The following is a 26,236-nucleotide window of genomic DNA, read 5'->3' as shown; positions in this document are numbered from 1 at the left end:
CGGTTACATTCCGAACCCGGAAGCTAAGCCTCATAGCGCCGATGGTACTGCAGGGGGGACCCTGTGGGAGAGTAGGACGCCGCCGAACTCCTTTTAGGGAAAACCCCCGCACCTTTTGGTGCGGGGGTTTTCTGCGTTCGGGGACGGGGTTGTTCTGGGACGTTCCGACCAGGGGCCGGCCCACCCTCACGTACCTACGGCTTGCGGCTGAGGGTAGGGTCAGGGGGCATCATCGGCTCTTTCCCACAGGAGGCCCCCGGGTGGAGGTCCAGGAGACACGCGTCCAGACGGACCGTGTCCTCACCATCCCGAACATCCTCAGCATGGCGCGCCTGGTCGGCGTTCCCCTGTTCCTGTGGTTGATCCTCAGGCCGGAGTTCGGAGGGCCCAAGAGCGACGGCTGGGCGCTGCTTGTCCTCGCGCTGAGCGGCATCAGCGACTATCTCGACGGCAAGCTCGCGCGCCGCTGGAACCAGATCAGCAGCCTCGGCCGGCTGCTCGATCCTGCCGCCGACCGGCTCTATATCCTCTCGACGCTCGTCGGCCTCACCTGGCGGGAGATTCTGCCTCTCTGGCTGACCGCGGCGCTTCTCCTGCGCGAGCTGGTTCTCCTGGTGATGGTCGGCATCCTCCGGCGTCACGGCTATCCGCCGCCCCAGGTGAACTTCCTGGGCAAGGCCGCCACCTTCAACCTGATGTACGCCTTTCCACTACTGCTGCTGAGCGACGGAAGCGGATGGATCGCTTCTCTCGCTGCTATTTTCGGATGGGCGTTCGCCGGATGGGGTACAACGCTGTATTGGTGGGCAGGAATCCTGTATGTGGTTCAGGTCCGCCGACTTGTCAAGGTGGACAGCATGACCGATTGAGCCCGCCGACTCGGCGGCCGCAGAGGCACGAAGGCCCGTATCCGACTGGTACGGGCCTCACGCGGCGGGCTTGTCGGCGACATCGTCGTCTATAAGGAGGACGTTTCCGACATGAAGGCCGTCGTAATGGCCGGCGGTGAGGGCACACGCCTTCGCCCGATGACCTCCAGCATGCCCAAGCCGCTCCTTCCCGTGGCCAATCGCCCGATCATGGAGCATGTGCTTCGGTTGCTGAAGAGGCACGGGCTCACCGAGACCGTAGTAACAGTGCAGTTCCTGGCATCGCTGGTCAAGAATTACTTCGGCGACGGCGAAGAGCTCGGCATGGAGCTCACGTATGCCAACGAGGAGAAGCCGCTCGGCACCGCCGGCAGTGTGAAGAACGCCGAGGAAGCGCTGAAGGACGACGCTTTCCTCGTCATCTCCGGCGACGCGCTCACCGACTTCGACCTCACCGACCTGATTAACTTCCACAAGGAAAAGGGCGCGCTCGTCACCGTCTGTCTGACGCGCGTACCCAATCCGCTGGAGTTCGGCATCACCATTGTCGACGAAGAAGGAAAGGTCGAGCGCTTCCTTGAGAAGCCGACCTGGGGCCAGGTCTTCTCCGACACGGTGAACACGGGCATCTACGTGATGGAGCCCGAGGTCTTCGACTACGTCGAGGCCGACACGTCGGTCGACTGGTCCGGCGACGTCTTCCCGCAGCTGATGAAGGAAGGCAAGCCCATCTACGGCTACGTCGCCGAGGGCTACTGGGAGGACGTCGGTACGCACGAGAGCTACGGCAAGGCCCAGGCCGACGTCCTGGAGGGCAAGGTCGACGTCGAACTCGACGGCTTCGAGATCTCGCCGGGCGTCTGGGTCGCCGAGGGCGCCGAGGTGCACCCCGACGCCGTGCTGCGCGGCCCGCTCTACATCGGGGACTACGCCAAGGTCGAGGCGGGCGCCGAGATCAGAGAGCACACCGTGGTGGGCTCGAACGTCGTCGTGAAGAGCGGCGCGTTCCTGCACAAGGCGGTCGTGCACGACAACGTCTACATCGGGCAGCACTGCAATCTGCGCGGCTGCGTCGTCGGCAAGAACACCGACATCATGCGGGCCGCACGCATCGAGGACGGCGCCGTCATCGGCGACGAGTGCCTCGTCGGTGAAGAATCGATCGTTCAGGGCAATGTGCGGGTCTACCCGTTCAAGACGATCGAGGCGGGCGCCTTCGTCAACACGTCGGTCATCTGGGAGTCCCGGGGCCAGGCGCACCTGTTCGGCGCGCGTGGCGTCTCCGGCATCCTGAACGTGGAGATCACGCCGGAGCTCGCCGTACGCCTCGCGGGGGCGTACGCGACGACCCTGAAGAAGGGCTCGACCGTCACGACCGCGCGTGACCACTCCCGAGGCGCGCGTGCCCTCAAGCGGGCGGTCATCTCGGCGCTGCAGGCCAGCGCTATCGACGTACGCGACCTGGAGAACGTGCCGCTGCCGGTGGCACGCCAGCAGACCGCCCGGGGCAGTGCCGGTGGAATCATGATCCGGACGACGCCCGGGGTGCCCGACTCCGTCGACATCATGTTCTTCGACGGGCAGGGAGCCGACCTGTCGCAGGCGGGGCAGCGGAAGCTGGACCGCGTGTACGCGCGCCAGGAGTACCGGCGTGCCTTCCCCGGTGAGATCGGCGACCTGCACTTCCCGTCCAGCGTCTACGACTCCTACACCGGGTCCCTGCTGAGGAACGTCGACACCACCGGGGTCGCCGAGTCGGGGCTCAAGGTCGTCGTGGACGCCTCGAACGGCAGCGCCGGCCTCGTGCTGCCCAGCCTCCTCGGCAAGCTCGGGGTGGACGCGCTCACGATCAACCCGGGCCTCGACGAGTCGCGGCCCACCGAGACCGCCGACGCCCGCAGGTCGGGCCTTGTGCGGCTCGGTGAGATCGTGGCCTCGGCGCGGGCCGCCTTCGGCGTGCGCTTCGACCCGGTCGGCGAGCGGCTCTCGCTGGTGGACGAGAAGGGGCGGATCGTCGAGGACGACCGGGCCCTGCTGGTCATGCTCGACCTGGTGGCCGCCGAGCGGCGCAGCGGGCGGGTGGCGCTGCCGGTGACGACGACGCGCATCGCCGAGCAGGTCGCGGCGTACCACGGAACGCAGGTGGACTGGACGACCACGTCGCCGGACGACCTGACGCGGGTCGCGGGCGGCGAGTCGACCATCTTCGGTGGCGACGGGCGCGGCGGCTTCGTGGTGCCGGAGTTCAGCAACGTGTTCGACGGGACGGCGGCGTTCGTGCGGCTCGTGGGCCTGGTGGCGCGTACGCAGCTCACGCTGAGCCAGATCGACGCGCGCATTCCGCGCGCTCATGTCCAGCGGCGTGACCTCGCGACGCCGTGGGCCGTCAAGGGGCTCGTCATGCGGCGTGTGGTGGAGGCGGCCGGGGACCGCTCCGTCGACACCACCGACGGTGTGCGGGTCGTGGAGGCCGACGGCCGATGGGTGCTCGTGCTGCCGGACCCGGCCGAGGCCGTCACTCATCTGTGGGCCGAGGGCCCGGATGACGCGTCCGCCCAGGCGCTGCTCGACGAGTGGGCAGCCGTGGTGGACAGCGCGGGTCACTGACCACGCGCGCGTGCCGGGCAGCACCGGGACAGGTGCTGCCCGGCACGCCCATGGGGTCGTTCGGGGTACGACGGTGGGGCCATTCGGAGGTAGCGCCCGCGACGTGCGACGATGTGCGGCATGCCGCAGCAGCCCCCCGTTCGGAGCACCCCTGTACGCCCCCGGCGTCCGGACGCCTCCATGTCGCTGCTCACCACGGTCATGGACCACAGCCTCGACGAGGGTTACGCGGAGGCCGCGGCCCGGAAGCGGGCCAGGGGTGACAGCGGCGTGCCGCGTCCGCTGCGCGCCAAGCTCGGTCTCGCGGCGGGGCTCGTGCTCGCCGCCCTCGTGGTCACCGTGGGCGCGGCCGAGGCGCGGATAGCCGCGCCGGTGGTCGCCAAGGAGCGCGAGGAGCTCATCGACCGCGTCGAGGACGCGACGGCCGGCGCCGACAAGCTGGAGGACGACGTGGACGAGCTCCGCGACGACGTGGGCGAACGGCAGCGGGCCGCGCTGGAGGAGCACGGCGGCAGCAAGGGCGAACTGGTGGGTCTCCTCTCGGGCGCCACCAAGGTCCAGGGGCCCGGCGTGCGGCTCGTCGTGGACGACAAGAAGGCGGCGGACCAGGGCGGGGGCGGGCCGCGCGAGAGCGCGGACTTCTCCGACACCGGACGGGTGCGGGACCGCGACATGCAGCGCGTCGTCAACGGCCTGTGGCAGTCGGGGGCCGAGGCGATCTCCATCAATGACCAGCGGCTCACCGCGCTGTCGGCGATCAGGGCCGCGGGTGACGCCATACTGGTCGACAACAGGCCGCTGGTGCCGCCGTATACGGTGCTCGCGGTGGGGGACGGGAAACGTTTGAGCGCCCGGTTCCAGAACAGCCACGACGGTCGGTATCTGCACGCGCTGCAGGAGAACTTCGGCATCCGGACCAGCATCTCCGTGTCGGACGAACTCCGGTTGCCCGCCGCGCCGAGTGTGACCGTACGTACAGCAGAGCCGAAGGCAGGAAAGGGCACATCGTGATCGCCGTACTGGGCCTCGTCGTGGGAGTCGTGGCCGGATTGCTGGTTCGGCCCGAGGTTCCGGCGGTGGTCGAGCCGTACCTTCCGATCGCCGTGGTCGCGGCCCTGGACGCCGTGTTCGGCGGGCTGCGCGCGATGCTCGACGGCATCTTCGACGACAAGGTCTTCGTCGTGTCGTTCCTGTCGAACGTCGTGGTGGCCGCCCTGATCGTGTTCCTGGGCGACAAGCTGGGCGTGGGCGCCCAGTTGTCCACGGGTGTCGTCGTGGTCCTCGGCATCCGGATCTTCTCCAACGCCGCCGCGATCCGCCGGCACATCTTCAGGGCGTGACGCCGATGAGCGCTGACGACAAGCCCGAGTTCCCCCTCCGCGGTGAACTGCCCGCGGAGGTGCCCGCGGCCGAGCCGGAGGCACCCGCCGGGCCGGCCGGCGGCAGGCCGCGGCTCACCGGCCGCCAGCGGCTGGTGAAGGGCCTGTGGCCGCCGCGGGTGACGCGGCCCCAACTGATCGTGGCCCTGCTGCTGTTCGTGCTGGGCCTCGGTCTGGCCATCCAGGTGCGGTCCAACAACGACAGCAGCGCGCTGCGCGGGGCACGTCAGGAAGATCTCGTACGCATCCTCGATGAACTCGATGACCGTACTGAACGTCTGGAAGAGGAGAAGCGGGGTCTCGAGGAGCAGCGGACCGGGCTGGAGAACAGTTCGGACCAGGCCGAGGAAGCCCGCAAGCAGACGGTGGAGCGGGAGCGGCAACTCGGCATCCTGGCCGGTACCGTCGCCGCCCAGGGGCCCGGCATCACGCTGGCCATCGAGGACAAGAAGGGGGCGATCGAGGCGGACATGCTGCTCGACGCCATTCAGGAGCTCCGTGCCGCCGGCGCGGAGGCGATCCAGGTCAACGATGTACGTGTGGTGGCCAGCACCCATCTGTCGGACGCCGGCGGCGGTGGCGTGCGGGTGGACGGCCGCAAGGTCGGCGCGCCGTACCTCTTCAAGGTGATCGGCAAGCCGCACGATCTCGAGCCCGCGCTGAACATTCCCGGGGGTGTGGTGCAGACTCTGGAGAAGGAGCAGGCCACGGTCACCGTGACCCGCTCGGAGAAGATCGTCGTGAGCGCCTTGCGACCCGCGAAGCAGCCTGACTACGCTCGGTCGTCGTCGGAGTGAGCCGCGGGCGCATGGGGGCCGCGCGGCAAGGGCATGAGGTTGCGGGGGGTCGGCGCACCGGAAGCACGGTGCGTGGTGGAAACTGTTTGGTGACTTCGGACGTTATGAGGATGTCCGGTTCACCGATGAGTGCCGGTGTGTGCAATCAGGGTTCGTCCTGCCCCACGGGCGGGTCTGTTTCGGTCAAGGGGAATCGCCCGTGAAGTTGTTTGCGAAGTTGTTCGGCAAGAGTGCACGTGAGGACAGCGGGAATCCCGCCACTGCCCGTCACCGTGCCCCGCGTCATGGAGAGGCCGAGGAGCAGGGCGGAGAGCGCCCGATGTTCCGCGATCAGGTCGCCGGCCAGGGTGGAGACATTTCGGGCGGACAGGGCGCGTCGTCTGTTGACCCTGCCGGTCCCGGCCGCATAGGTTTCGGAGAACCGTCAACCTCAAGTGCGGGTGGAGGGTTTACCCCCGGCCCGTACGCATCGAACGCCCCTTCGGGGCAGCCGCGGCAGGAGGATCCGTCCATGGCCCTGGTGTGTACGAGGTGCGGCAACCGCAACGCCGAGGCGAGCCGGTTCTGTTCCAACTGCGGTGCGCCGCTGCGGGCCGGGGCCACGCCGGAGCGTGCTTCCGAGACGACCTCCACGATCTCCATCTCGGGCCTTGAGGCCTACGACGCGGAGGCGACGGGTACGAACCCGTCTCCCGCGCTCTCCCCGGAGGCGCAGGCCGCTGTCGACGCACTGCCGCTGGGCTCGGCGCTCCTCGTGGTGCGCCGCGGGCCGAACTCGGGCAGCCGTTTCCTGCTCGACGGAGACCTGACCACCGCGGGACGCCACCCGCAGAGCGACATCTTCCTGGACGACGTGACGGTGTCGCGGCGCCACGTGGAGTTCCGTCGCGTCCAGGACGGTTCCTTCACCGTCGCGGACGTGGGCAGCCTCAACGGCACGTACGTCAACCGGGAGCGCATCGATTCGGTCGCGCTGTCGAACGGCGACGAGGTGCAGATCGGCAAGTACCGGCTGGTGTTCTACGCGAGTCAGCGGAGCGTCGGCATCTGATCCGCCCCCGGACCTGCTCCGGGGAACACCCCCATGGAAGGTCCATGCTGCAAACACCGAGGGGCGGTGCCGACACCGGCACCGCCACGGACCGTCGGCTGATGAGCATCGGTACCGTGCTGAACGCGCTGCGTGACGAGTTCCCCGAGGTCACGATCTCCAAGATCCGTTTCCTGGAGTCCGAGGGCCTCATCGAACCGCAGCGCACCCCTTCCGGTTACCGGAAGTTCAGCCCGGAGGATGTCGAGCGTCTCGGCCACGTCCTGCGGATACAGCGGGACCACTACCTGCCGCTCAAGGTCATCCGCGAGTACCTCGACGCGCTGGAGCGGGGTGAGCGGGCTCCGCTGCCCTCCCTGGGGCGTCAGCGGGGTCCGGGCGACGCCGAGGGCCAGGAGGAGCTCGAAGGCCCCACGGCGGCCCGTGTGGGCCGCGACGAGCTGCTCGCCCTCGCCGAGATCGACGAGCAGCAGCTCGCGGAGTGGGAGACGTACGGACTGGTCGCGCAGCTCCCCGACGGCGGATATGACGCGGAGGCCGTCACGGTCGCCTCGCTCGTCGTCGAGCTGGGCAGGTTCGGTATCGAGCCGCGGCATCTGCGCGCCATGAAGTCGGCCGCCGACCGGGAGGCCGGCCTCGTCGACCAGGTCGTCGCCCCGCTCCGGCGCCACCGCAACCCGCAGACCAGGGCGCACGCCGAGGCGCGCACCAAGGAGCTCGCGGGCCTGACGGGAAAGCTGCACTCGGCCCTCGTGCAGACCGCTCTCGGGATCAGACTGCCGTGACCGGCCGGGCGTCCGTGGACGCCCGGCCCGCCTGCCCGCGCCGTACTCGGCGGGTGCCCGACTACCCAAACCTGCCGACCACGTCCTAGGGTTGCTGTGTGAACGAGCTCGACGTCGTAGGTGTCCGGGTCGAAATGCCCTCCAACCAGCCGATCGTGCTCCTGCGTGAAGTGGGAGGCGACCGGTACCTTCCCATCTGGATCGGACCAGGTGAGGCGACCGCCATCGCCTTCGCACAGCAGGGCATGGCACCCGCACGGCCGCTGACCCACGACCTTTTCAAGGACGTGCTGGAAGCGGTGGGCCAAGAGCTCTCCGAAGTGCGCATCACGGACCTGCGAGAAGGGGTCTTCTACGCCGAGCTGGTCTTCGCCAGCGGCGTGGAGGTGAGCGCGAGGCCGTCCGACGCCATAGCGCTGGCACTGCGCACGGGCACGCCGATCTACGGCAGTGACGGGGTCCTCGACGACGCCGGGATCGCGATCCCGGACGAGCAGGAGGACGAGGTGGAGAAGTTCCGCGAGTTCCTCGACCAGATCTCTCCCGAGGACTTCGGCACCAACAGCCAGTGAGCCGCTTCGGGAGGCCGACTTCGGGCCATTCGAGCAGCCTTTCCCCGTGGCGAGGTACGCGAAACCACTCTCAGGGTGATTATCACTCGGCGTGGCGAGTGTGGCGATCGTTGACGAGCCCCTGGTGACTGCCTACCTTCGAGAAGGCAGGTCAAGGACGGAGGTCGGCGTGAGAAGCAGCGGCGACGGTACGGCGGTGGGCGGCCCCTACCCGTTTTACGGCAGCGCGGCCGATCACTCTCCGAAACGACCGATGGCGGTCCAGGGGAGCGGGGACGCTACGTCAGAGAATTCCGAGCAGATCGGTTACCGGGGGCCGACGGCCTGCGCGGCGGCGGGCATCACGTACCGCCAGCTGGACTACTGGGCAAGGACCGGTCTGGTCGAGCCCAGTGTGCGGGCGGCGGGCGGTTCCGGGACCCAGCGGCTCTACAGCTTCCGGGACGTCGTCGTCCTGAAGATCGTCAAGCGGCTGCTCGACACCGGTGTGTCCCTGCAGAACATCCGGACGACGGTGCAGCACCTGCGGCACGGCGGCTTCCGTGATCTGGAGCGGATGACGCTGATGAGCGACGGCGCCACGGTCTACGAGTGCACGTCGCCCGGTGAGGTCCACGAGCTGCTCCAGGGCGGCCAGGGCGTCTTCGGCATCGCCGTGGGCGTGGTGTGGCGGGACGTCGAGGCCGCACTGTCCCAGCTGCACGGAGAGCGCGTCGACACCGGGGAGACGCTCATCGGCCACAACCCCGCCGACGAGCTGGCCAGGCGGCGCAACAAGGCCGTCTGAGGCGCCGGGCAGGGCATTGTCAGTGGCGTAGGGCAGCATCGGAGGCGTGAGAAGCGCGCCGACGATCCTGCATCTGGACATGGATGCCTTCTACGCGTCCGCGGAGCAGGCCGCGAAGCCCAGTCTGCGCGGAAAGGCCGTGGTGGTCGGCGGTCTCGGCCCCCGGGGCGTGGTGGCCACGGCGTCGTACGAGGCGCGGCTGTTCGGGGTGCACTCCGCGATGCCGATGGGGCAGGCGCGCAGGCTCGCGCCGAACGCGGCCTATCTGGTGCCGCGCTTCGGTCTCTACCGCGAGATCAGCGAGCAGGTCATGGGGCTGCTGCGCGAGCTGTCGCCGCTGGTGGAGCCGCTCAGCCTGGACGAGGCCTTCGTCGACCTGGAGGCGGGCGGCGTCGCGGACGACGAGGCGTCGGCGCGGGCCGTGGGGGAGCGGCTGCGGGCGGACATCAAGGCGGTCACCGGGCTGACGGGGTCGGTGGGGCTCGCGGTCTCCAAGATGCTGGCGAAGATCGCCTCCGAGCAGGCGAAGCCCGACGGTCTCGTGCTGATAGCGCCGGGCTCGGAGCGGGCGCTGCTCGGGCCGATGTCCGTGCGGACGCTGCCCGGGGTGGGGCCCGCCACGGGCGACCATCTGCGGCGGGCGGGGATCACCACGGTCGAGGAGATCGCGGAGGCCGGGGAGGACGAGCTCGTCCGGCTCCTGGGGAAGGCGCACGGCGTCTCGCTGTACGCGATGGCGCTGGCGCACGACGAGCGGCCCGTGGTGGCCGAGCGCGACACCAAGTCGGTCAGTGTCGAGGACACGTACGACGTGGACATCCACGACCGCGTGCGGGTCAGGGGAGAGGTCGCTCGGCTCGCCGACCGGTGTGTGCAGCGGCTGCGGGCCGCCGGGCACTCCGGGCGGACCATCGTGCTGAAGGTGCGGCGCTTCGACTTCTCGACCCTGACGCGGTCCGAGACGCTCCGCGGGCCCACCGACGACCCTGGAGTGGTCAGGGAGGCCGCGGCGCGGCTCCTGGAGTCCGTGGACACCACCGGAGGCGTGCGGCTGCTCGGCGTCGGTGTCACGGGCCTCGCCGACTACACGCAGGAGGACCTGTTCGCGCAGGCCGCCGAGGCCGCAGCCGAAGATGTCGGGGAGGCCGCTGAGCCCAGGGCGGGCGAGGCCGTCATCGGCCCCGAGACGGAGCCCGCCGAGGCGCGGGCGGCGCCGGCGGAGCGCCGCTGGGCGGCCGGTCACGACGTGCGGCACGCCGACCACGGGCACGGCTGGGTCCAGGGCAGCGGCCTGGGCCGGGTGACGGTGCGCTTCGAGACGCCGCAGTCGGCGCCGGGGCGGGTGCGGACGTTCAGGACGGACGATCCGAAGCTGGAGCCCGCTGAGCCGCTGCCGCTGGTGGGCGGTGAGTGACGACCGGCACCGAGAGGCGGGAGAGACGGTTGCGAGGAGAGCGACGGCTGAGACGAGAGCGACGGCCGCGGGGGCGAGCGGGACGGCTGAGACGCGGGTCAGGCCGGGTCCTGGTCCACCACGTGACCGAAGTCGCGGTCCGGGGGCGGGGTGCCCGGCGGCGTCGTGTCCAGGCCGTAGTGGTGGTAGAGCTGGAGCTCCTGGGCGGGGGAGAGGTGGCGGCCGACGCCGAAGTCGGGTGCGTCCCTGATCAGGGCGCGGTCGAAGGGGATGCGGAGGGTGCCGTCGTCGACCAGCTCGCTGGGTTCGAGGGGGACGAAGGCGTCGCGGCTGAACAGGCCCGTCCGTATCGCCGCCCACTCCGGGGCGCCGGTGGCGTCGTCGAGGTAGATCTCGTCGATCGTGCCGATCTTCGCCCCGTTCCGGTCGAACGCCTTGCGGCCGATCAGGTTGCGCGGATCGATGTCGGTTCGCACGGGCCCTCCAGCTGGTCGCGGGGTGTGGGACACCGGGATATCGGCGTGTGGGACACCGGGACGGGGGGACAACTCATCATTGTTCGTTCGTACTCACTACGAAAGAGCACTTCGCGGCAGGCGGCCACTCGAGGGATCGGCCATGGTCCTCGCTGGTACGCTGGCGGCGGCTGCTGACCCCGTGCGGGAGAGCTCTCCGGACCACAGGCCCGGAGGCGCCGAAGGAGCAAATCCTCCCCGGAATCTCTCAGGCACCCGTACCGCACGGACGAGGTCACTCTGGAAAGCAGGGCGGGCGTCGGGCGGGCACGTCCGAAATCCTCCCTCACCGACGGTGAAAGCCGGCCGGCGTCCTCGTGTGTCGAGGGTGTCGCCGGTGAAGCTCTCAGGTTGAGATGACAGAGGGGGAGGCCGTCCGGGTACCCGCGCCGAGGTACCCCTCGTAGGTCGTGCAGACCAGGAGGCCTCCGCAATGACTGCCACCCATATCCCGCTCGCCGAGCTTGAGCAGGGCATCCCCTTCGAGCAGCGGCACATAGGGCCCGACGCCGAGGCACAGGCCAAGATGCTCGCCCAGGTCGGGTACGGCTCCCTTGACGAGCTCACGGCCGCCGCGGTGCCGGATGTGATCAAGAACGCCGAGGCGCTCGACCTGCCCGGCGCCCGCAGCGAGGCCGAGGTCCTCGCCGAGCTGCGCTCGCTCGCGGACCGCAACCAGGTCCTGGACTCCATGATCGGCCTCGGGTACTACGGGACGTTCACGCCGCCGGTGATCCTGCGGAACGTGATGGAGAACCCCGCCTGGTACACCGCCTACACGCCGTACCAGCCCGAGATCTCGCAGGGCCGCCTTGAGGCGCTCCTCAACTTCCAGACCATGGTCGCCGAACTGACCGGTCTGCCCACCTCCGGAGCCTCCCTGCTCGACGAGGGCACCGCGGCCGCCGAGGCCATGGCCCTCTCGCGGCGCATGGGCAAGGTCAAGAACGGCGTGTACGTGGTCGACGCCGACGTGCTGCCGCAGACCATCGCGGTCATCCGGACGCGCGCCGAGCCGACCGGTGTCGAGATCGTCGTCGCCGACCTGAGCGACGGCATCCCCGCCGACGTCGCCGAGCGCGGCATCGTGGGCCTCCTCGTGCAGTACCCGGGCGCGTCCGGCGCCGTCCGCGACATCAAGCCGCTGATCGACCGGGCGCACGAGCTGGGCGCGGTCGTCACCGTCGCCGCCGACCTGCTCGCCCTGACGCTGCTCACCTCGCCCGGCGAGCTCGGCGCCGACATCGCCGTCGGCACGACCCAGCGCTTCGGCGTCCCCATGGGCTTCGGCGGGCCGCACGCCGGCTACATGGCGGTGCGCGAGAAGTTCGCGCGCAGCCTGCCGGGCCGCCTGGTGGGCGTCTCCGTCGACGCCGACGGCAACAAGGCCTACCGCCTCGCGCTGCAGACCCGTGAGCAGCACATCCGCCGCGAGAAGGCCACCAGCAACATCTGCACCGCGCAGGTGCTGCTCGCCGTCATGGCCGGGATGTACGCCGTGTACCACGGGCCCGATGGCCTGAAGTCCATCGCGCGCCGCACCCACCGGTACGCGACGCTGCTCGCCGCCGGCCTCACCGGCGGCGGGTACGAGGTCGTGCACGGCGCCTACTTCGACACGCTGACCGTGCGGGCGCCCGGCAAGGCCGCCGAGCTGGTCGCCGGTGCCCGCGAGGCCGGTGTGAACATCCACCTCGTCGACGCCGACCACGTCTCGCTGTCCTGCGACGAGACGACCACGCGCCGGCAGCTCAGCGCGGTCTGGGGCGCCTTCGGTGTCGACGCCGACGTGGACGCGCTCGACGCCACCGCCGCCGACACGCTGCCCGAGGGGCTGCTCCGCGGCGACGCCTACCTCACGCACCCGGTCTTCCACCAGCACCGCTCCGAGACCTCGATGCTGCGCTACCTGCGCAGGCTCGCCGACCGCGACTACGCGCTCGACCGGGGCATGATCCCGCTGGGCTCCTGCACCATGAAGCTCAACGCGACCACCGAGATGGAGCCCGTCACCTGGCCCGAGTTCGGCTCGCTGCACCCCTTCGCGCCCGCCCAGCAGGCGCAGGGCTACCTCACGCTCATCCGTGAGCTGGAGGAGCGGCTCGCCGAGGTCACCGGGTACGACAAGGTCTCCCTGCAGCCCAACGCCGGGTCGCAGGGCGAGCTGGCCGGACTGCTCGCCGTACGCGGGTACCACCGGGCCAACGGCGACGAGCAGCGCACCGTCTGCCTCATCCCGTCCTCCGCGCACGGCACGAACGCGGCGAGCGCCGTCATGGCCGGGATGAAGGTCGTCGTCGTGAAGACCGCCGACGACGGCGAGATCGACGTCGAGGACCTGCGCGCCAAGATCGAGAAGCACCGCGACGAGCTGGCCGTGCTGATGATCACCTACCCCTCGACGCACGGCGTCTTCGAGGAGCACGTCGCCGACATCTGCGCCGAGGTGCACGAGGCCGGCGGCCAGGTGTACGTGGACGGCGCCAACCTCAACGCACTGGTGGGCCTCGCCAAGCCGGGCCACTTCGGCGGCGACGTGTCGCACCTGAACCTGCACAAGACCTTCTGCATCCCGCACGGCGGCGGCGGCCCCGGCGTCGGCCCGGTCGGCGTCCGCGAGCACCTCGCGCCCTACCTGCCGAACCACCCGCTGCAGCCGGCCGCGGGCCCCGAGACCGGCGTGGGCCCGATCTCCGCGGCGCCGTGGGGCTCCGCCGGAATCCTGCCGATCTCCTGGTCGTACGTACGCCTCATGGGCGGCGAGGGCCTCAAGCGCGCCACCCAGGTCGCGGTGCTCTCCGCCAACTACATCGCCAAGCGCCTTGAGCCGCACTACCCGGTGCTCTACACCGGCCCCGCCGGTCTCGTCGCGCACGAGTGCATCGTCGACCTGCGGCCGCTCAGCAAGGCGACCGGCGTCAGCGTCGACGACATCGCCAAGCGGCTCATCGACTACGGCTTCCACGCGCCGACCATGTCGTTCCCGGTGGCGGGGACGCTGATGATCGAGCCGACGGAGAGCGAGGACCTGGACGAGATCGACCGGTTCTGCGAAGCGATGATCGCCATCCGCCAGGAGATCGGGAAGGTCGGCTCCGGCGAGTGGGCCGCCGACGACAACCCGCTGCGCAACGCCCCGCACACCGCCGCCGCCCTGAGCGGTGCGTGGGAGCACGGCTACAGCCGTGCGGAGGCCGTCTTCCCCGCCGGGGTCTCCGCGGCGGACAAGTACTGGCCGCCGGTGCGTCGCATCGACCAGGCGTACGGCGACCGGAATCTCGTCTGCTCCTGCCCGCCGCTGGACGCGTACGAGCACTGATGCGTGCGCCCGCGCGCCGCGGGCATGTGTCGGGGCCGGCCCGGAGAGCGATCTCCGGGCCGGCCCCGCGGTGTTCCGCCGATCACGTGGATCGCGCGAGGTGCCCGTCCGTGCGGTTGCGCGGGCGGCGGTCAGGCGGCCGTCATGATCTGGTCGGTGCCCAGCGGTCGGTGCGGGGCGATGATGCGGCCGTCCGGCAGCAGCTCACCGGTGTCCTCGAAGAGCAGGACGCCGTTGCACAGCAGGCTCCAGCCCTGCTCCGGGTGGCTCGCCGCGAGGAGCGCGGCCTCCCGGTCGGCGGAGTCGGCTGTCGGGCACGGTGGTTGGTGCTGGCACATGGAAGGGTTCTTTCGCTGCGATTCGATGGCTGTGACGTCGGTCCTGTGGCTCGATGCGGTACTCATGACCGCCCCCCCGTTGTAGTCGGTCCGTTCCCAGTGTTGCCCTCCGGGCGTCAATCCGCAGGGATTTTGCGGCAGTGGTTCCTCCTGCTTAATGACGTGTCACCCGGCCGGACGGTTCAGCCCAACTCCACTGTCCCTTCGGGTGGTTCGGGGTGGCCCGACCGGGCTAGTCCACCCGGGTGGGAACAGCGTCGTGCCCCGCGGCCGTCGGCTGCGGGGCACGGGAGACGGAAGGGGCGTGGCGCCGTCAGGCGGGTGACTTCAGCAGCGGCGCGGGGGTCAGCCGCAGGGTGAGGACCTGGAGCAACTCGGCGACCCGGTGCGGGCGGTGGGCCGCGATGCCGGGCGGTGCGGGCGCGAGCGGCACGAGGAGGTCGGCCGGGGCGAGCGGGCCCTCGGCGCCGTCGTCCGTGCAGTCGCGGTGCAGCCACAGCGTCAGCATGTACAGCTCGGGAACGGAGAGCAGCCGCGGCTGGCAGGGCATCGGCATGGCCTCGGCGTGCCGCAGGGCCCGTTCGGTGGAGGCGATGTAGGGGCCCTCGAAGAAGTGCGAGAAGGCCCAGCCGTCCGGTGTGAGCATCGTGTCGGCCGCGGCGAGCGCGCGCTCGCCGCCGCGGATCAGGAAGCGCCAGCCGGCGAGACGCGTGGGCGAGGTGCCTCCCGGGGCGAGGTGCTCCAGGACGTGGACGGGCAGCGGGAGTTCGGGGCTCAGGGGGCCTTGGGCGGCGCGCAGGGTAGGGGTGCGCGCCTCACGTACGGCCGTGGGGGAACCGAGTGCCGCGAGAACGCTGCGCAGGGCGGGTGCGGGGGCAGGGGGGACATGCAGCGGCATGGTGGGTCGCCTCTCTCGTTCGACAGGCACGGTGGAGCGGGGCGGGTGCGTGACGGCGCTGTCAGCTTCGGGTCAGAGGGGCGGGGGCCGGGGGACCAGGGCGCCAGAACTCTGCCTCGAATGCGGAGTTTATACGATGGGTGTTCAGGCGTTGTTTCATCTAACGGTGATCGACATTTCCGGCAAGGACTTATCGGGCCGTCATGATGCGGTTTTTCTCCCCATTTAGCGAGGGAGACGACGCCGTGACCTTCGATTCCTCGGCGGAAGCGGTCGGCCGATTCTCATCGGTGTTTTTGACCACGCCCGCAGGTGCGAATCTCCACTCTGCCGCATGCCCCGTGAATGTGCCGTGGCCCGGCGGGGCCGAGTCTACTGTCCTGCCGCGTCCCGCGGGGCGTTACGGATCACATCGGTGGGGCATCATCCCTCGTACACAGCGGCCGGGCCCCCGGCTGCCCGCGCGAGGAAGGACAAGGCGATGGGGGATAAGGTCGCGGCGGGCGCGTTCGACCTGTCCGATCGGGACCGCTACCGCAGCAAGCTCCAGAAGTGCCTCACGGGACTTGAGCGCCTGCTGGAGGAGGAGCGGTTCGACCGGCCGCAGAACCTCATGGGACTGGAGATCGAACTGAATCTCGCAGGGCCCGACGGGCTGCCGAGAATGTTGAATGCGCAGGTTTTGGAGCGCATCGCGAGCCGGGATTTCCAGACCGAACTCGGAATGTTCAACCTGGAAGTGAACATTGCCCCGCACCGGCTCGGCGGCCGTGTTCTCGACCAGCTCGCCGAAGAACTGCGCACCGGTCTCAACTACGCTCATAGAAAAGCGAACGAACTGGGCGCCGGCATTGTCATGATCGGTATTCTGCCGACCTTGAACAGCGCTGATCTGACGTCGGCCCACCTCTCCGACGTCGACCGCTACGCCCTGCTCAACGAACAGATCGTGGCCGCGCGCGGCGAGCCCTTCGCCCTCGACATCGAGGGCGTGGAGCGGCTCACCTGCACCTCCGCCTCGATCGCCCCCGAAGCGGCTTGTACCTCCATCCAGTTGCATCTGCAGGTCACGCCGGACCGGTTCGCCGACGTGTGGAACGCGGCGCAGGCCATCGCCGCCGCACAGGTCGCCGTGGGCGCCAACGCGCCGTTCCTCTTCGGGCGCGAGGTGTGGCGCGAGTCGCGGCCGCCGCTGTTCCTGCAGTCCACCGACACCAGGCCCCCGGAGCTGCAGGCCCAGGGCGTGCGCCCGCGGACCTGGTTCGGGGAGCGCTGGATCACCGGGCCGCTCGAACTCTTCGAGGAGAACCTGCGGTACTTCCCCGCGCTGCTGCCGCTGATGGACCCCGAGGACCCGCTGGCCGTGCTCGACGCGGGAGAGGTCCCGCACCTCGGCGAACTCGCCCTGCACAACGGCACCGTGTACCGCTGGAACCGCCCGGTGTACGGCATCGCCGACGGCGTACCGCACCTGCGCGTGGAGAACCGCGTGCTGCCCGCGGGCCCCACCGTCACCGACGTCATCGCGAACGTCGCCTTCTACTACGGGCTCGTACGGGCGCTCTGCGAGGAGGCGAGGCCCGTGTGGACCCGGCTGCCGTTCGAGGCCGCGGCGCACAACTTCGAGGTCGCGTGCCGGCACGGCATCGACGCCGGCCTGCGCTGGCCGCGGCGCGGCAGACTGGGCGGCACCGCGGAGGTGCCGGCCGTGGACCTCGTACGCGAGGAGCTGCTGCCGCTGGCCGCCGCCGGGCTCGACGCGTGGGGCGTGGCGCCCGCGGACCGGGACCTGTACCTCGGGGTGATCGAGGAGCGCTGCCGGCGGCGGGTCAACGGGGCCTCGTGGCAGGCGGCGACCTACCACCTGGCCCTGGACAGCGGGCTCACGAGGGAGGCGGCGCTCGCCGCGACCACCCAGCGGTACTGCCGGCTGATGCACGAGGGGGAGCCGGTGCACACCTGGCCGGTGGGGCTCCCCGAGCCGGTGGTGCCGCGGGGCTGAAGCCCGCCGGGGAGCCGCCGTCAGCGCTGGTGGCCGCCCGCCTCCATGATGGCCTTGAGGATGACGGAGTGTATCTGCGTCGGGTCGTCGACCTGGTGGCCCGAGCCGCCGGTGGCGGCGGCCAGCTGCTGGACCTCCTCCTTGTCGGCGTCGGGACCCACGGCTATCGCGATGAGCGGCACCGGCTCATCGGGGTCGGTGAGCTCTTCGAGCCGGGCGACGAGGGAGCTGCGGGAGATGCTGCCCGGGTCCTGGTTGGCGCCGTCGGTGAGGATCACCAGGGCGTTGAACATGCCGTCGGCGTACGTCGCGCGTGCCTTCTTGTAAGCGGCGAGCGTGGTGTCGTACAGGCCCGTGGCGCCGCCCGGCACGGGTTCGAGTCCGCTGAACGCCTTCGTCAGCCGGTCGCGGTGGGTGGTGTCCCCCCTGCGGTCGCCGAGCCGTTCGGTGGGCTCAAGCTCGCGGTAGTCACGTCGCCCGTCGAGAGCGGTGGCGAACTCCCAGAGGCCGATCTCGTCCTCGTCCGTGAAGCCCGCCAGCGCCTGGAGCAGGGAGGATCTGGTGACCTCCATCCGGGACCGGCCCTGCCCCGGCACGAGCTGCCGCATGGACTCCGAGGCGTCGACGACCGTCGAGAGCCGGGCGTTCCGCACGGTGATCGTCCACATGCCGAGGGTCTCCTCGACCCGCTCGTCGGCGGGCGGTTCGGCACCCTTGGCGGAGTACGGCTGCGGGGCGCGTCCCCCCGCGGCCTCCACCAGCGCGTCCGACGGCTCGTCGGGGTCGGTCCGGAAACCGTGGTCCGCCAGGATCTGCCGGCCCTCGTCCTCGCTGAACATCGCCATGAAGCGCAGGGCCGCGCGGCTGGTGTCCGTGGACATCTCGTCGTCCTCGACCAGCGTGTACGGGTAGTCGAGCCGGGGTGAGCCGTCCTCGGGGTAGAAGAGGTCGAGGCTGTTCTCCTCGCCCGCCGACGCGTTGTGCGCGAACGCCGCCTGCTCGGAGACGATCAGTGCCTGGTTGCGGCGCGGGTCGCCCTTCTCGGCGCCGGAGCCGTCGCGGGCCAGCGTGTCCAGCAACTGCGCGTCGGTGTCGGTGGTCCGCTCGGAGAGCGCCTTCGCCAGGGCCGCGGCCCGGGTGTCGCCCCGCTTGCCGCCCTGCTTCTGGGCCGAGTCACCGATCTTGGCCAGGGCGAGCAGACCGGTGGCGCTCCGCGCCGGGTCGGCGGCGCCGAGACGCACCGTGTCGCCCTTCAGGGCGACCGCGGCCAACTCCGGCCAGTCGTACGTCTTCTTCGGCCAGCCCAGGGTCTCGGCGGTCGAGGGGACCATGCCGATGCCGACGGGTGAGGAGGCGATGTTCCCCGCGGCGGCGATCTTCGTCTGCTTGGTGCCGAGGCCGACGCGCCGCACCCACAGCCCGGAGTCGGGGACCCACACCTCGTATCCGGGGGTCTTCCTGCCCGCGCGGAGTTCGCCCGCGACCTCGTAGGAGTCGCGGGCGGTGACGCGTACGTCCAGGCAGTGCCCGTCGGAGGTGATCTCCCGCTCCCTGGCGCGCTCGGCGGCGGTGCGCAGGGCGGGCGTCACAGCGGGGGCGGCGACGACGTCGACGCGCACGGCGTCGGCACCGCACGAGCCGGGGAAGGAGAGCAGCCCGCTGCGGACGGCCACCGCGGTGCCGCCGGCGACGACGAGGACGAGAGCCGTGGCGATGGCGACGGTGCGGACACGGGCGCGCGGCCGGGGGGTGCGCGCGTCCGTCCCGTGCTCATCGGGCAAGCTGTGACGTCCCATGGCGGTGGTGCCCCTCCCTGAGTGCTGGAGCAGGTGCCGAAGCAAGCTGCTGCAGCAAGGAAAGAGGGGGCGTCTCGCCCGGAACGGCGGCCTCCCCCTCGGCCTGTCGCGCGATCTCCGTAACCTCTTTCGAGACCCTAGCGGGGCGGGGGTGGGGACGAGGCGGGATCACTCAACTGGAGGCACAAGTGCAAGCGGAGCCGGAGCCGATGGACGGTTCCTTTCCGGGGGACGAGCCGGCGCGGCGGACCCTGCGGGACGAGACGTTGCTCGTCCTGGCCCTCTCACTGGGCGCGAGCGGTGTGTCCGCGCTGATCAGCTTCGTCGGCTCGGTGACGAAGCCGGGCGGCCTCAAGGACCAGGCGGCCACCCTGAACGCGTCGGCGGCACCGGGACGGCCGTGGCTCGATCTCGCGTGGCAGCTCTTCGGGATCACGACGGCGCTGGTGCCGGTCGCGCTCGTCGCGCACTTCCTCCTGCGTGAGCGGGCGGGCCTCCGGACGATCGGCTTCGACCGGACGCGCCCCTGGCCGGACCTGGGGCGCGGCACCGCCGTCGCCGCGGTGATCGGCAGCACGGGCATCGCCTTCTACCTCGCGGCCCGCGGCCTCGGCTTCAACCTCACCGTGGTCCCCGAGGCGCTGCCCGACGTGTGGTGGAAGTACCCGGTCCTCGTGCTGTCCGCGCTCCAGAACGCGGTCCTTGAGGAAGTGATCGTCGTCGGTTATCTGCTGCGCAGGCTGCACCAGCTGGGGTGGACGCCGATGGCCGCGCTGGTGGGCAGTTCGGTGCTGCGCGGCTCCTACCACCTGTACCAGGGCATCGGCGGCTTCGTCGGCAACCTCGCCATGGGTGTGGTCTTCGCGCTCCTCTACCGCAGGTGGGGCAGGGTGGGCCCGCTGGTCGTGGCCCACTCCCTGCTGGACATCGGCGCGTTCGTCGGATACGCGCTGCTCGCGGGCAAGGTGGACTGGCTTCCCACACCCTGACCCGTGCGGCTCAGGCCAGGAGGTCGCCCTCGATGACCGTGACGGCGCGGCCCGTCAGGAGGGTGCGCTCGCTCCGCAGTCCGGTGCGGACCAGTCCGGTGCGGGCCGATGCCTGCAGGCCCGTCAGCTCCGCGCGGCCCAGGCGCTCGGACCAGAAGGGGGCGAGGGCGGTGTGCGCGCTGCCCGTCACCGGGTCCTCGTCGATGCCGACGCGGGGGAAGAAGCCCCGCGAGACGTAGTCGTAGCCGCGGGCGGGGTCCTCGGCGAGTGCCGTGGCGATGATGCCGCGCCCTGAGTGGCGTACGAGGGCCTTGTGGTCGGGGGTGAGTGCCCTGACCGTCTTCTCGTCGGCGAGCTCGACGAGCAGGTCGCCGCAGCGTGGACCGGTGTCGTACGCGCACAGCGGCTCGGCGCCCAGGGCCTCGGCGATGCCGTCGGGGATGCCGGTCGCGGTGAGCGGTGCGGTCGGGAAGTCGAGGGTGAGGCTGCCGTCGGCGTGGGCGACGGCGGTGAGGACGCCGCTGCGGGTGGCGAAGCGGACCGGCCCTGAGGCGGTGCCGGTGCTGTGCAGGACATGGGCCGTGGCCAAAGTGGCGTGGCCGCAGAGGTCCACCTCGGTCGTGGGCGTGAACCAGCGCAGGGCCCAGTCGGCGTCGCCGTCCGCGGGCAGGGGGTGGGCGAAGGCGGTCTCCGCGTGGTTGACCTCCATGGCCACGGCCTGTAGCCAGGCATGGTCGGGAAAGGCGTCGAGCAGCAGGACACCGGCCGGGTTGCCGGTGAAGGGGCGGTCGGTGAAGGCGTCCACGACGCGGATGCGGTGAGACGTCGGCTGAGGAGTCGGCTGAGGAGTCGGCATACCGACGACGGTAGGGCGTGGCGGAGCGGGCCGGTAAGGCCAATCGCGTATCAGTGGACCTTTTGGTGGACCCTTTTGGCGGGGGACTTGACGCGCCCCGCTGAAGGCTTGTTCGGCGAGCTGTTACGATATATCGTTGAAGCATCGCGAACGACACGCGACTGATCGACGATCGTGCGTTGATGATCGACGATCAGAAGACCCATAGACGTACAAGGAGTGATCGTCATGCGTTCCCACGGTTTCGAACACGAGCACGGTCGCGGTCGCCGAGGCGGCCGCCAGGGCCGCGAGGGCTTCGGCCGCGAAGGCGGCGGCTTCAGCGGCTTCGGCGGCTTCGGCGACTTCGAGTCGCGGCGCGGCGCCTTCGGCCCCTTCGGGCCCGGCTTCGGTGGCCCCGGCGGCCCCTGGGGCGGCGGTCCCGGCGGGCGGGGCGGGCGCGGCAGGGCACGGCGCGGCGACGTACGCGCGTCGATCCTGGCCCTGCTGAAGGACCGTCCCATGCACGGCTACGAAATGATCCAGGAGATCGCCGAGCGCAGCGGCGGGGCGTGGAAGCCCAGCCCCGGTTCGGTCTACCCGACCCTCCAGCTCCTGGAGGACGAGGGCCTGATCAGCAGCGCGAGCGAGGGCGGCAAGAAGCTCTTCTCGCTCACCGAGGCCGGCCGCGAGACGGCCGGCGAGGGTCCCGACGCGCCCTGGGAAGAGGCGGGGCGCGGCGTCGACTGGGAGACGCTGCACGAGATCCGCCAGGCAGGGACGGGCCTGATGGAGGCCTTCGGCCAGGTCTGGAAGACCGGCAGCAAGGAGCAGCGAGACAAGGCCGTCACGGTCATCAACGACGCCCGCAAGAAGCTGTACCTGATCCTCGCCGATGAGGACTGACGGGTGCGGGCCGAGAGCCCTCCCCGCAGACGAGGCGCCCCGCACAGGCAGTGCGGGGCGCCTCGTCACGTGACCGGGCGCGCCCACGGGCGTTGGGCCCCGCGCGGCCGGTGTCCGGTCCTCCGGCGGGTGCGGTACTGTTCCGGTGCCCTGCGGCGGACGCAGGCGGCGACCGACGGAGGTGAGACCCATTACCGCAGCAGCAGGTCGGGCGCTCCCTTCTCGCGACCGCGCGGTTCACCACGCGTAGGTGACCCGAGGGAGCCCCATCGGGATCCCGGAAGGTTTTCTTCGCATGACGGTCACTTCTTCTTTCACCCCCGCCCAGTTCGCATCCGTCGTCACCGCGCTGCGCGCGGCGGGCTGTGTCTTCGCCGAGGACGAGGCGGAACTCCTGCTGTCCACCGCGCGTTCCCTGGACGAGGCCTCCGCCATGGTGCGGCGCAGGGCCGGTGGACTGCCCCTCGAACACGTCCTCGGCTGGGCCGAGTTCCACGGTCTGCGGATCATCGTGGACCCGGGGGTCTTCGTGCCGCGCCGCCGCACCGAGTTCCTCGTCGACCGGGCGGTCGCCCTCGCGGGGCGCGAAGCCGTCGTCGTCGATCTGTGCTGCGGGTCGGGCGCGCTCGGTGCCGCCCTCGCCGCGCGCCTCGACCGGGTCGAACTGCACGCCGCCGACATCGACCCGGCCGCCGTCCGCTGCGCCCGCCGCAATCTCGTCGCCGCGGGCGGCCGGGTCCACGAGGGCGACCTCTACGCACCGCTGCCCGGCGAACTGCGGGGCCGCGTCGCCATCCTGCTGGCCAACGTCCCCTACGTCCCGACCGCCGAGGTCGGCCTGCTGCCCGCCGAGGCGCGCGAGCACGAGGCGCGGGTGGCGCTCGACGGCGGCGGCGACGGGCTCGACGTGCTGCGCCGGGTGACCGAGCGGGCACCGCGCTGGCTGGCGCCCGGCGGGCACCTGCTGTTCGAGACCAGCGAGGCGCAGGTGCCCGCGGCCGTGGACGCCGTCGAGCGGGCGGGCCTGACGGCGTCGGTCGTCGAGGACGAGGAACTGTACGCGACGGTCGTGGTCGGCACGCGGGCCGAGTGAGGATGCCGTACGGGGCCGGGTGATGCCGTGCGGGCCCGGGGGACCGGTACGGGACCGGTGATCCGGGGCGGGCCCGCGTGATTCCGTGCGGGCCAGGCGGCCTCGTACCGTCAGCCGACGCGGCGTATGACCGCCGCGTCGAAGAGGTCCGAGGCCCTCGGGAGAGGGCTCTCGTCATGGCAGTGCCAGGCGTCCCAGAACAGGTCGGCGGGCAGCGCGTCGTCGGGGGCGTACACCCGGTACACGTACTGCCTGCCGTCGATCGCCGGCAGGGCGACCATCCAGCACCTGCTCTCCATGTCTTTCAGACGTGCGGCGACGCACCATGGTTGCCCCACGGGCGCGGGGCAAGGCGGCGCGCGCCGCCCCGGACGTATCCGCCGGATCTCATCCGTAAGGAGGACAACCGTCGCACCCATGCCCAACCTGTGTCGGACGCGAAGATGCTTCCCGCCGCCGATGCATATGCCGCTCGCGCTTGATGTGGTGGGAGACGTGCAAAGCCGTACCCCGCCGGGGGCCGAACCCGACCTGATCCCCGCAGAACCCGAGTCCCGCCTCAGCGCCGAGCTGGCCTCCGTGGTGGCGGGCGCGCGCCGCCGGGCGGTACGCGACGGGGACCGGCAGATAGACACCGCCCACCTGCTGCACTCCCTCCTGGAGTCCGACCCCGAGGTGCGCGCGGTCTTCGCCGACGGGGCCCAGGTCGTGCGCCTCCTCGGCTACCTCGTCCAGCGCAGCATCGGCTACGGCCTCCAGTGGCAGGGCACCGTCGAGGACTCAGGGGCCGTGCCCGTGGTGCCGTCGGCCAAGGAGACCGGCTGGTCGCCGACGGCCGTCCTCGCGATGGAGGTGGCCCTTGAGCGGGCCGAACGGCGCGGCGACACGCGGGCGCTCGGCATGGATCTCCTGGCCGGCCTGGTGGCCGACGCCGAGAGCCGCGCGGTCGAGGTCTTCGGGCGGGCCGGCGTCGACGTCGAGGTCCTGCTGCGGCGCGTCGAGGCGGGCTGCCGGCAGTACGCGTCCGGTGACCACGGCTACCTGGGGGGAACCGGCTCGGCACGGACGTGAGGCGCGGGACGTCCGCCGATTGAGACAGGGGTCATCGGGGATGACGCTCATGACGCCGCCTGTCATGATGTGCCGGTGCAAGCGTCTCAGGGGAGCCAGGGGAGCCCGACGGGCCACGGGAGCCAGGGGCGGGGCTTCGGCCTCGGACTCGCCCTGCTCTCCGCGGTCGCCTTCGGCGGCTCCGGTGTCGCGGCCAAGCCGCTGATCGAGGCGGGGCTCGACCCCCTCCACGTGGTGTGGCTGCGGGTGGCGGGCGCCGCCCTGGTGATGCTGCCCGTCGCGTGGCGCCATCGCTCGCTGGTGCGGGACAGGCCCGCGCTGCTCGCCGGGTTCGGTCTCCTCGCCGTCGCGGGCGTCCAGGCCTGCTACTTCGCCGCGCTCTCCCGTATCCCCGTCGGGGTCGCCCTCCTGATCGAGTACCTCGCGCCCGCGCTGGTCCTCGGCTGGGTGCGCTTCGTGCAGCGCAAGCCCGTGACGCGGGCGGCGGCGTTCGGCGTCGTGCTCGCGGTGGGGGGACTCGCCTGCGTCGTCGAGGTGTGGGCGGGGCTCGGCTTCGACGCCGTGGGACTCGTGCTCGCGCTGTGCGCCGCCTGCTGCCAGGTCGGCTACTTCGTCCTGTCCGACCAGGGCAGCGACGCGGGCGACGACGCCCCCCACCCCCTCGGCGTCATCGCGTACGGACTGCTCGTCGGCACCGCAGTGCTGACCGTCGTCGCGCGGCCGTGGGGCATGGACTGGCAGGTGCTGGCGGGCAGCGCGGACCTGGACGGTTCGGCCGTCCCGGCCTGGGTGCTGCTCGGCTGGATCGTGCTCCTCGCGACCGTCGTCGCCTACGTCACCGGGGTGCTGGCGGTGCGTCGGCTCTCCCCGCAGGTGGCCGGTGTCGTGGCCTGCCTCGAAGCCGTCATCGCGACCGCCCTCGCCTGGGTCGTCCTCGGCGAGCACCTCTCGGCGCCGCAGATCGTGGGCGGTGCCGTCGTCCTGGTCGGCGCGTTCATCGCGCAGTCGGCGACACCGGGCGGGCCGGCGGGCAAGGATGCCGTTCCGTCACCCGAAACGGAGTTGGCGCGCAGTGGCGGCGCGGCCTAGGGTGCGGATCATGCACGCACGCGCGCTCGTCCTTCCGCCTCCCGCCGCTTAGCGCGGGACGCCCCACGGATCACGCCCGGCCGGTGGCCGGGCCGAGCGGTGCTGCCCGCAGACGGAGCCGATCTGTCCCTCCTCTGCTGCGGAGAACATTCACGTGTCGAACGCTGTCCTCGGTCTGCCCGTCGGGCGAGGCCTCATCTATCTGATCGTCGCCGGAGTCGCCTGGGGCACGGCCGGTGCCGCCGCCGCGCTCGTGTTCCGGGCCAGTGACATGGGGCCGGTCGGCCTCTCCTTCTGGCGGTGCGCGGGCGGGTTCGTCCTGCTGCTCGCCGCCCGCGCGGTACGGCCGAACCGCGAGAAGCCGTACGTGGCGGGGGCGGCCCGTGAGCCGCTGGGCCGCAGGGCCCGCCGGATCGCCGTCACGGGTGTGGCCCTCGCGGTGTTCCAGACCGCCTACTTCGCGGCGGTGGAGACGACCGGTCTCGCGGTCGGCACCGTCGTCACCATGGGCTCGGGCCCTGTCCTCATCGCCCTCGGGGCGCGGCTCGCCATGGGGGAGCGGCTGGGGCGCGGCGGAGCCTGCGCCGTCCTCGGGGCCCTCGCCGGGCTCGTGGTGCTCGTCCTCGGGGGCGGCGGCGCGACCGTGCGACCGCTGGGCGTGGTCTGGGGTCTCGTGTCGGCCGCCGCGTACGCCGCCATGACGCTGGTGACGCGGTGGTGGGGGCGGGACGGCGGTGCCGACTCCTCCGGCACGACGGTCTGGGCGTTCGCGGTCGTCGCGCTCTGCCTGCTGCCGGGGGCCGCGGCCGAGGGCCTGGTGCCGCACACCGCCGACCCCGCGCGCGTGGGCGTGTACCTGCTGTACATCGCCGCCGTGCCGACGGCCGTCGCGTACGCGCTCTACTTCGCGGGGGCGGCCGTCGTACGGTCCGCGACCGTCTCCGTGATCATGCTCCTGGAGCCGGTCAGCGCCGCGGTCATCGCGGTCGCCCTGCTCGGCGAGGCGCTGACGGCGGCGACCGTGGCGGGCACGGTGCTGATGCTGGCCGCGGTGACGGGCCTCGCGGTCGCGGAGGCGCGGGGAGCGGTGGCGGCGCGACGGGCCGCCGTGACGGTCTGAGGGG

24 protein-coding genes, 1 rRNA gene and 1 riboswitch are annotated in these 26,236 nt (G+C 71.2%); of the genes, 19 read left to right on the top strand and 6 right to left on the bottom strand.

Translation table 11 applies throughout. The annotated features are described in order from the left end of the window. From rrf to AB0I16_RS20770, 11 genes are all read left to right on the top strand, one after another. Positions 1 to 88, top strand: a 5S ribosomal RNA gene (rrf, locus tag AB0I16_RS20820); the annotation flags it as partial. A 172-nt stretch (positions 89 to 260) separates the two neighbouring features. Next, positions 261 to 869, top strand: a complete 609-nt coding sequence (locus tag AB0I16_RS20815) for a CDP-alcohol phosphatidyltransferase family protein (protein ID WP_363250918.1) — start codon at positions 261 to 263, stop codon at positions 867 to 869. Positions 870 to 980: 111 nt separating this feature from the next. Beyond that, positions 981 to 3,476 carry a mannose-1-phosphate guanyltransferase gene (locus tag AB0I16_RS20810; RefSeq protein WP_363250917.1) on the top strand — a complete coding sequence of 832 codons (2,496 nt, stop codon included), beginning with the start codon at positions 981 to 983 and terminating at the stop codon, positions 3,474 to 3,476. 111 nt (positions 3,477 to 3,587) lie between these two features. Further along, positions 3,588 to 4,487, top strand: a complete 900-nt coding sequence (locus AB0I16_RS20805) for a DUF881 domain-containing protein (protein ID WP_363250916.1) — start codon at positions 3,588 to 3,590, stop codon at positions 4,485 to 4,487. After that, on the top strand, positions 4,484 to 4,816 hold the full coding sequence (locus AB0I16_RS20800; RefSeq protein ID WP_030794354.1) for a small basic family protein: 333 nt from the start codon (positions 4,484 to 4,486) through the stop codon (positions 4,814 to 4,816). Before AB0I16_RS20805 ends, AB0I16_RS20800 begins: the two co-directional genes overlap by 4 nt. A gap of 5 nt (positions 4,817 to 4,821) precedes the next feature. Continuing rightward, the gene (locus AB0I16_RS20795; RefSeq protein ID WP_363250924.1) at positions 4,822 to 5,652 is read left to right on the top strand and encodes a DUF881 domain-containing protein; all 831 of its coding nucleotides are present in this window, start codon (positions 4,822 to 4,824) and stop codon (positions 5,650 to 5,652) included. A gap of 82 nt (positions 5,653 to 5,734) precedes the next feature. After that, positions 5,735 to 6,703, top strand: a complete 969-nt coding sequence (locus tag AB0I16_RS20790; RefSeq protein WP_363250923.1) for an FHA domain-containing protein — start codon at positions 5,735 to 5,737, stop codon at positions 6,701 to 6,703. A gap of 44 nt (positions 6,704 to 6,747) precedes the next feature. Continuing rightward, on the top strand, positions 6,748 to 7,488 hold the full coding sequence (locus AB0I16_RS20785; RefSeq protein ID WP_363250915.1) for a MerR family transcriptional regulator: 741 nt from the start codon (positions 6,748 to 6,750) through the stop codon (positions 7,486 to 7,488). A gap of 98 nt (positions 7,489 to 7,586) precedes the next feature. Beyond that, complete coding sequence (locus tag AB0I16_RS20780; protein ID WP_030794342.1) at positions 7,587 to 8,060, top strand: bifunctional nuclease family protein; 474 nt, start codon at positions 7,587 to 7,589, stop codon at positions 8,058 to 8,060. Positions 8,061 to 8,229: 169 nt separating this feature from the next. Next, positions 8,230 to 8,847 (top strand): MerR family transcriptional regulator, encoded by a 618-nt coding sequence (locus tag AB0I16_RS20775; RefSeq protein WP_363250914.1) that lies wholly within the window; start codon positions 8,230 to 8,232, stop codon positions 8,845 to 8,847. Between the two features lie 46 nt (positions 8,848 to 8,893). After that, positions 8,894 to 10,261 (top strand): DNA polymerase IV, encoded by a 1,368-nt coding sequence (locus AB0I16_RS20770; protein WP_363250913.1) that lies wholly within the window; start codon positions 8,894 to 8,896, stop codon positions 10,259 to 10,261. Positions 10,262 to 10,359: 98 nt separating this feature from the next. Here AB0I16_RS20770 and AB0I16_RS20765 read toward each other — a convergent pair whose 3' ends face one another. Further along, a complete protein-coding gene (locus tag AB0I16_RS20765; protein WP_363250912.1) occupies positions 10,360 to 10,737 on the bottom strand; it encodes a PRC-barrel domain-containing protein in 378 nt (125 codons plus the stop codon). Positions 10,738 to 10,911: 174 nt separating this feature from the next. After that, positions 10,912 to 11,010, top strand: a riboswitch (glycine riboswitch). Between the two features lie 199 nt (positions 11,011 to 11,209). Between AB0I16_RS20765 and gcvP the strand changes: the two genes are divergently transcribed. Beyond that, a complete protein-coding gene (gene gcvP, locus AB0I16_RS20760) occupies positions 11,210 to 14,095 on the top strand; it encodes an aminomethyl-transferring glycine dehydrogenase (RefSeq protein WP_363250911.1) in 2,886 nt (961 codons plus the stop codon). 131 nt (positions 14,096 to 14,226) lie between these two features. On the opposite strand, the gene AB0I16_RS20755 is transcribed toward gcvP, so the two are convergent. Continuing rightward, positions 14,227 to 14,433, bottom strand: coding sequence for a DUF5999 family protein (locus tag AB0I16_RS20755; protein WP_363250910.1), 207 nt, complete (start codon positions 14,431 to 14,433; stop codon positions 14,227 to 14,229). Between the two features lie 313 nt (positions 14,434 to 14,746). Continuing rightward, positions 14,747 to 15,331 (bottom strand): hypothetical protein, encoded by a 585-nt coding sequence (locus AB0I16_RS20750; RefSeq protein ID WP_363250909.1) that lies wholly within the window; start codon positions 15,329 to 15,331, stop codon positions 14,747 to 14,749. Positions 15,332 to 15,812: 481 nt separating this feature from the next. Between AB0I16_RS20750 and AB0I16_RS20745 the strand changes: the two genes are divergently transcribed. Then, complete coding sequence (locus AB0I16_RS20745) at positions 15,813 to 17,333, top strand: glutamate--cysteine ligase (RefSeq protein ID WP_363250908.1); 1,521 nt, start codon at positions 15,813 to 15,815, stop codon at positions 17,331 to 17,333. Between the two features lie 20 nt (positions 17,334 to 17,353). On the opposite strand, the gene AB0I16_RS20740 is transcribed toward AB0I16_RS20745, so the two are convergent. Continuing rightward, the gene (locus AB0I16_RS20740; protein WP_363250907.1) at positions 17,354 to 19,129 is read right to left on the bottom strand and encodes a substrate-binding and VWA domain-containing protein; all 1,776 of its coding nucleotides are present in this window, start codon (positions 19,127 to 19,129) and stop codon (positions 17,354 to 17,356) included. A 209-nt stretch (positions 19,130 to 19,338) separates the two neighbouring features. Between AB0I16_RS20740 and AB0I16_RS20735 the strand changes: the two genes are divergently transcribed. Further along, entirely contained in the window at positions 19,339 to 20,118 is a 780-nt protein-coding gene (locus AB0I16_RS20735) for a type II CAAX endopeptidase family protein (RefSeq protein ID WP_363250906.1), read from the top strand. A gap of 10 nt (positions 20,119 to 20,128) precedes the next feature. On the opposite strand, the gene AB0I16_RS20730 is transcribed toward AB0I16_RS20735, so the two are convergent. Then, on the bottom strand, positions 20,129 to 20,974 hold the full coding sequence (locus AB0I16_RS20730) for a PhzF family phenazine biosynthesis protein (RefSeq protein ID WP_363250905.1): 846 nt from the start codon (positions 20,972 to 20,974) through the stop codon (positions 20,129 to 20,131). Between the two features lie 228 nt (positions 20,975 to 21,202). On the opposite strand from AB0I16_RS20730, the gene AB0I16_RS20725 reads away from it, so the two are divergent. Together AB0I16_RS20725 and AB0I16_RS20720 are read left to right on the top strand one after the other, a co-directional pair. Next, positions 21,203 to 21,859: a PadR family transcriptional regulator gene (locus AB0I16_RS20725; RefSeq protein WP_363250904.1), complete on the top strand. Its 657-nt coding sequence runs from the start codon at positions 21,203 to 21,205 to the stop codon at positions 21,857 to 21,859. A gap of 295 nt (positions 21,860 to 22,154) precedes the next feature. Further along, entirely contained in the window at positions 22,155 to 22,952 is a 798-nt protein-coding gene (locus tag AB0I16_RS20720) for a putative protein N(5)-glutamine methyltransferase (RefSeq protein ID WP_363250903.1), read from the top strand. Between the two features lie 110 nt (positions 22,953 to 23,062). Here the strand turns inward: AB0I16_RS20720 and AB0I16_RS20715 are convergent, their stop codons facing one another. Continuing rightward, on the bottom strand, positions 23,063 to 23,251 hold the full coding sequence (locus tag AB0I16_RS20715; protein ID WP_363250902.1) for a hypothetical protein: 189 nt from the start codon (positions 23,249 to 23,251) through the stop codon (positions 23,063 to 23,065). Between the two features lie 196 nt (positions 23,252 to 23,447). Here AB0I16_RS20715 and AB0I16_RS20710 point away from each other — a divergent pair, with 196 nt between their 5' ends. The 3 genes from AB0I16_RS20710 to AB0I16_RS20700 all read left to right on the top strand — a co-directional run bounded on the left by AB0I16_RS20710 (position 23,448) and on the right by AB0I16_RS20700 (position 26,232). After that, the gene (locus AB0I16_RS20710) at positions 23,448 to 24,023 is read left to right on the top strand and encodes a Clp protease N-terminal domain-containing protein (RefSeq protein ID WP_363250901.1); all 576 of its coding nucleotides are present in this window, start codon (positions 23,448 to 23,450) and stop codon (positions 24,021 to 24,023) included. Positions 24,024 to 24,092: 69 nt separating this feature from the next. Beyond that, positions 24,093 to 25,112: an EamA family transporter gene (locus AB0I16_RS20705; protein WP_363250900.1), complete on the top strand. Its 1,020-nt coding sequence runs from the start codon at positions 24,093 to 24,095 to the stop codon at positions 25,110 to 25,112. Positions 25,113 to 25,266: 154 nt separating this feature from the next. Beyond that, entirely contained in the window at positions 25,267 to 26,232 is a 966-nt protein-coding gene (locus tag AB0I16_RS20700; RefSeq protein WP_363250899.1) for a DMT family transporter, read from the top strand. Positions 26,233 to 26,236 lie beyond the last annotated feature (4 nt).

The organism is Streptomyces sp. NPDC050703, assembly GCF_040654435.1.
Taxonomy (GTDB): domain Bacteria; phylum Actinomycetota; class Actinomycetes; order Streptomycetales; family Streptomycetaceae; genus Streptomyces.
Note: the sequence above shows the minus strand (reverse complement) of the source record. Positions and strands in the feature narration are given on the sequence as shown.

Excerpts from the sequence above, each read along its gene's own strand:
- AB0I16_RS20795 (WP_363250924.1), top strand. The coding sequence starts at position 4,822 with ATGAGCGCTGACGACAAGCCCGAGTTCCCCCTCCGCGGTGAACTGCCC.
- AB0I16_RS20755 (WP_363250910.1), bottom strand. The coding sequence starts at position 14,433 with ATGTGCCAGCACCAACCACCGTGCCCGACAGCCGACTCCGCCGACCGG.
- gcvP (WP_363250911.1), top strand. The coding sequence starts at position 11,210 with ATGACTGCCACCCATATCCCGCTCGCCGAGCTTGAGCAGGGCATCCCC.
- AB0I16_RS20745 (WP_363250908.1), top strand. The coding sequence starts at position 15,813 with ATGGGGGATAAGGTCGCGGCGGGCGCGTTCGACCTGTCCGATCGGGAC.
- AB0I16_RS20730 (WP_363250905.1), bottom strand. The coding sequence starts at position 20,974 with ATGCCGACTCCTCAGCCGACTCCTCAGCCGACGTCTCACCGCATCCGC.
- AB0I16_RS20785 (WP_363250915.1), top strand. The coding sequence starts at position 6,748 with ATGCTGCAAACACCGAGGGGCGGTGCCGACACCGGCACCGCCACGGAC.
- AB0I16_RS20720 (WP_363250903.1), top strand. The coding sequence starts at position 22,155 with ATGACGGTCACTTCTTCTTTCACCCCCGCCCAGTTCGCATCCGTCGTC.
- AB0I16_RS20810 (WP_363250917.1), top strand. The coding sequence starts at position 981 with ATGAAGGCCGTCGTAATGGCCGGCGGTGAGGGCACACGCCTTCGCCCG.
- AB0I16_RS20735 (WP_363250906.1), top strand. The coding sequence starts at position 19,339 with ATGGACGGTTCCTTTCCGGGGGACGAGCCGGCGCGGCGGACCCTGCGG.
- AB0I16_RS20805 (WP_363250916.1), top strand. The coding sequence starts at position 3,588 with ATGTGCGGCATGCCGCAGCAGCCCCCCGTTCGGAGCACCCCTGTACGC.
- AB0I16_RS20725 (WP_363250904.1), top strand. The coding sequence starts at position 21,203 with ATGCGTTCCCACGGTTTCGAACACGAGCACGGTCGCGGTCGCCGAGGC.
- AB0I16_RS20715 (WP_363250902.1), bottom strand. The coding sequence starts at position 23,251 with ATGGAGAGCAGGTGCTGGATGGTCGCCCTGCCGGCGATCGACGGCAGG.
- AB0I16_RS20750 (WP_363250909.1), bottom strand. The coding sequence starts at position 15,331 with ATGCCGCTGCATGTCCCCCCTGCCCCCGCACCCGCCCTGCGCAGCGTT.
- AB0I16_RS20740 (WP_363250907.1), bottom strand. The coding sequence starts at position 19,129 with ATGGGACGTCACAGCTTGCCCGATGAGCACGGGACGGACGCGCGCACC.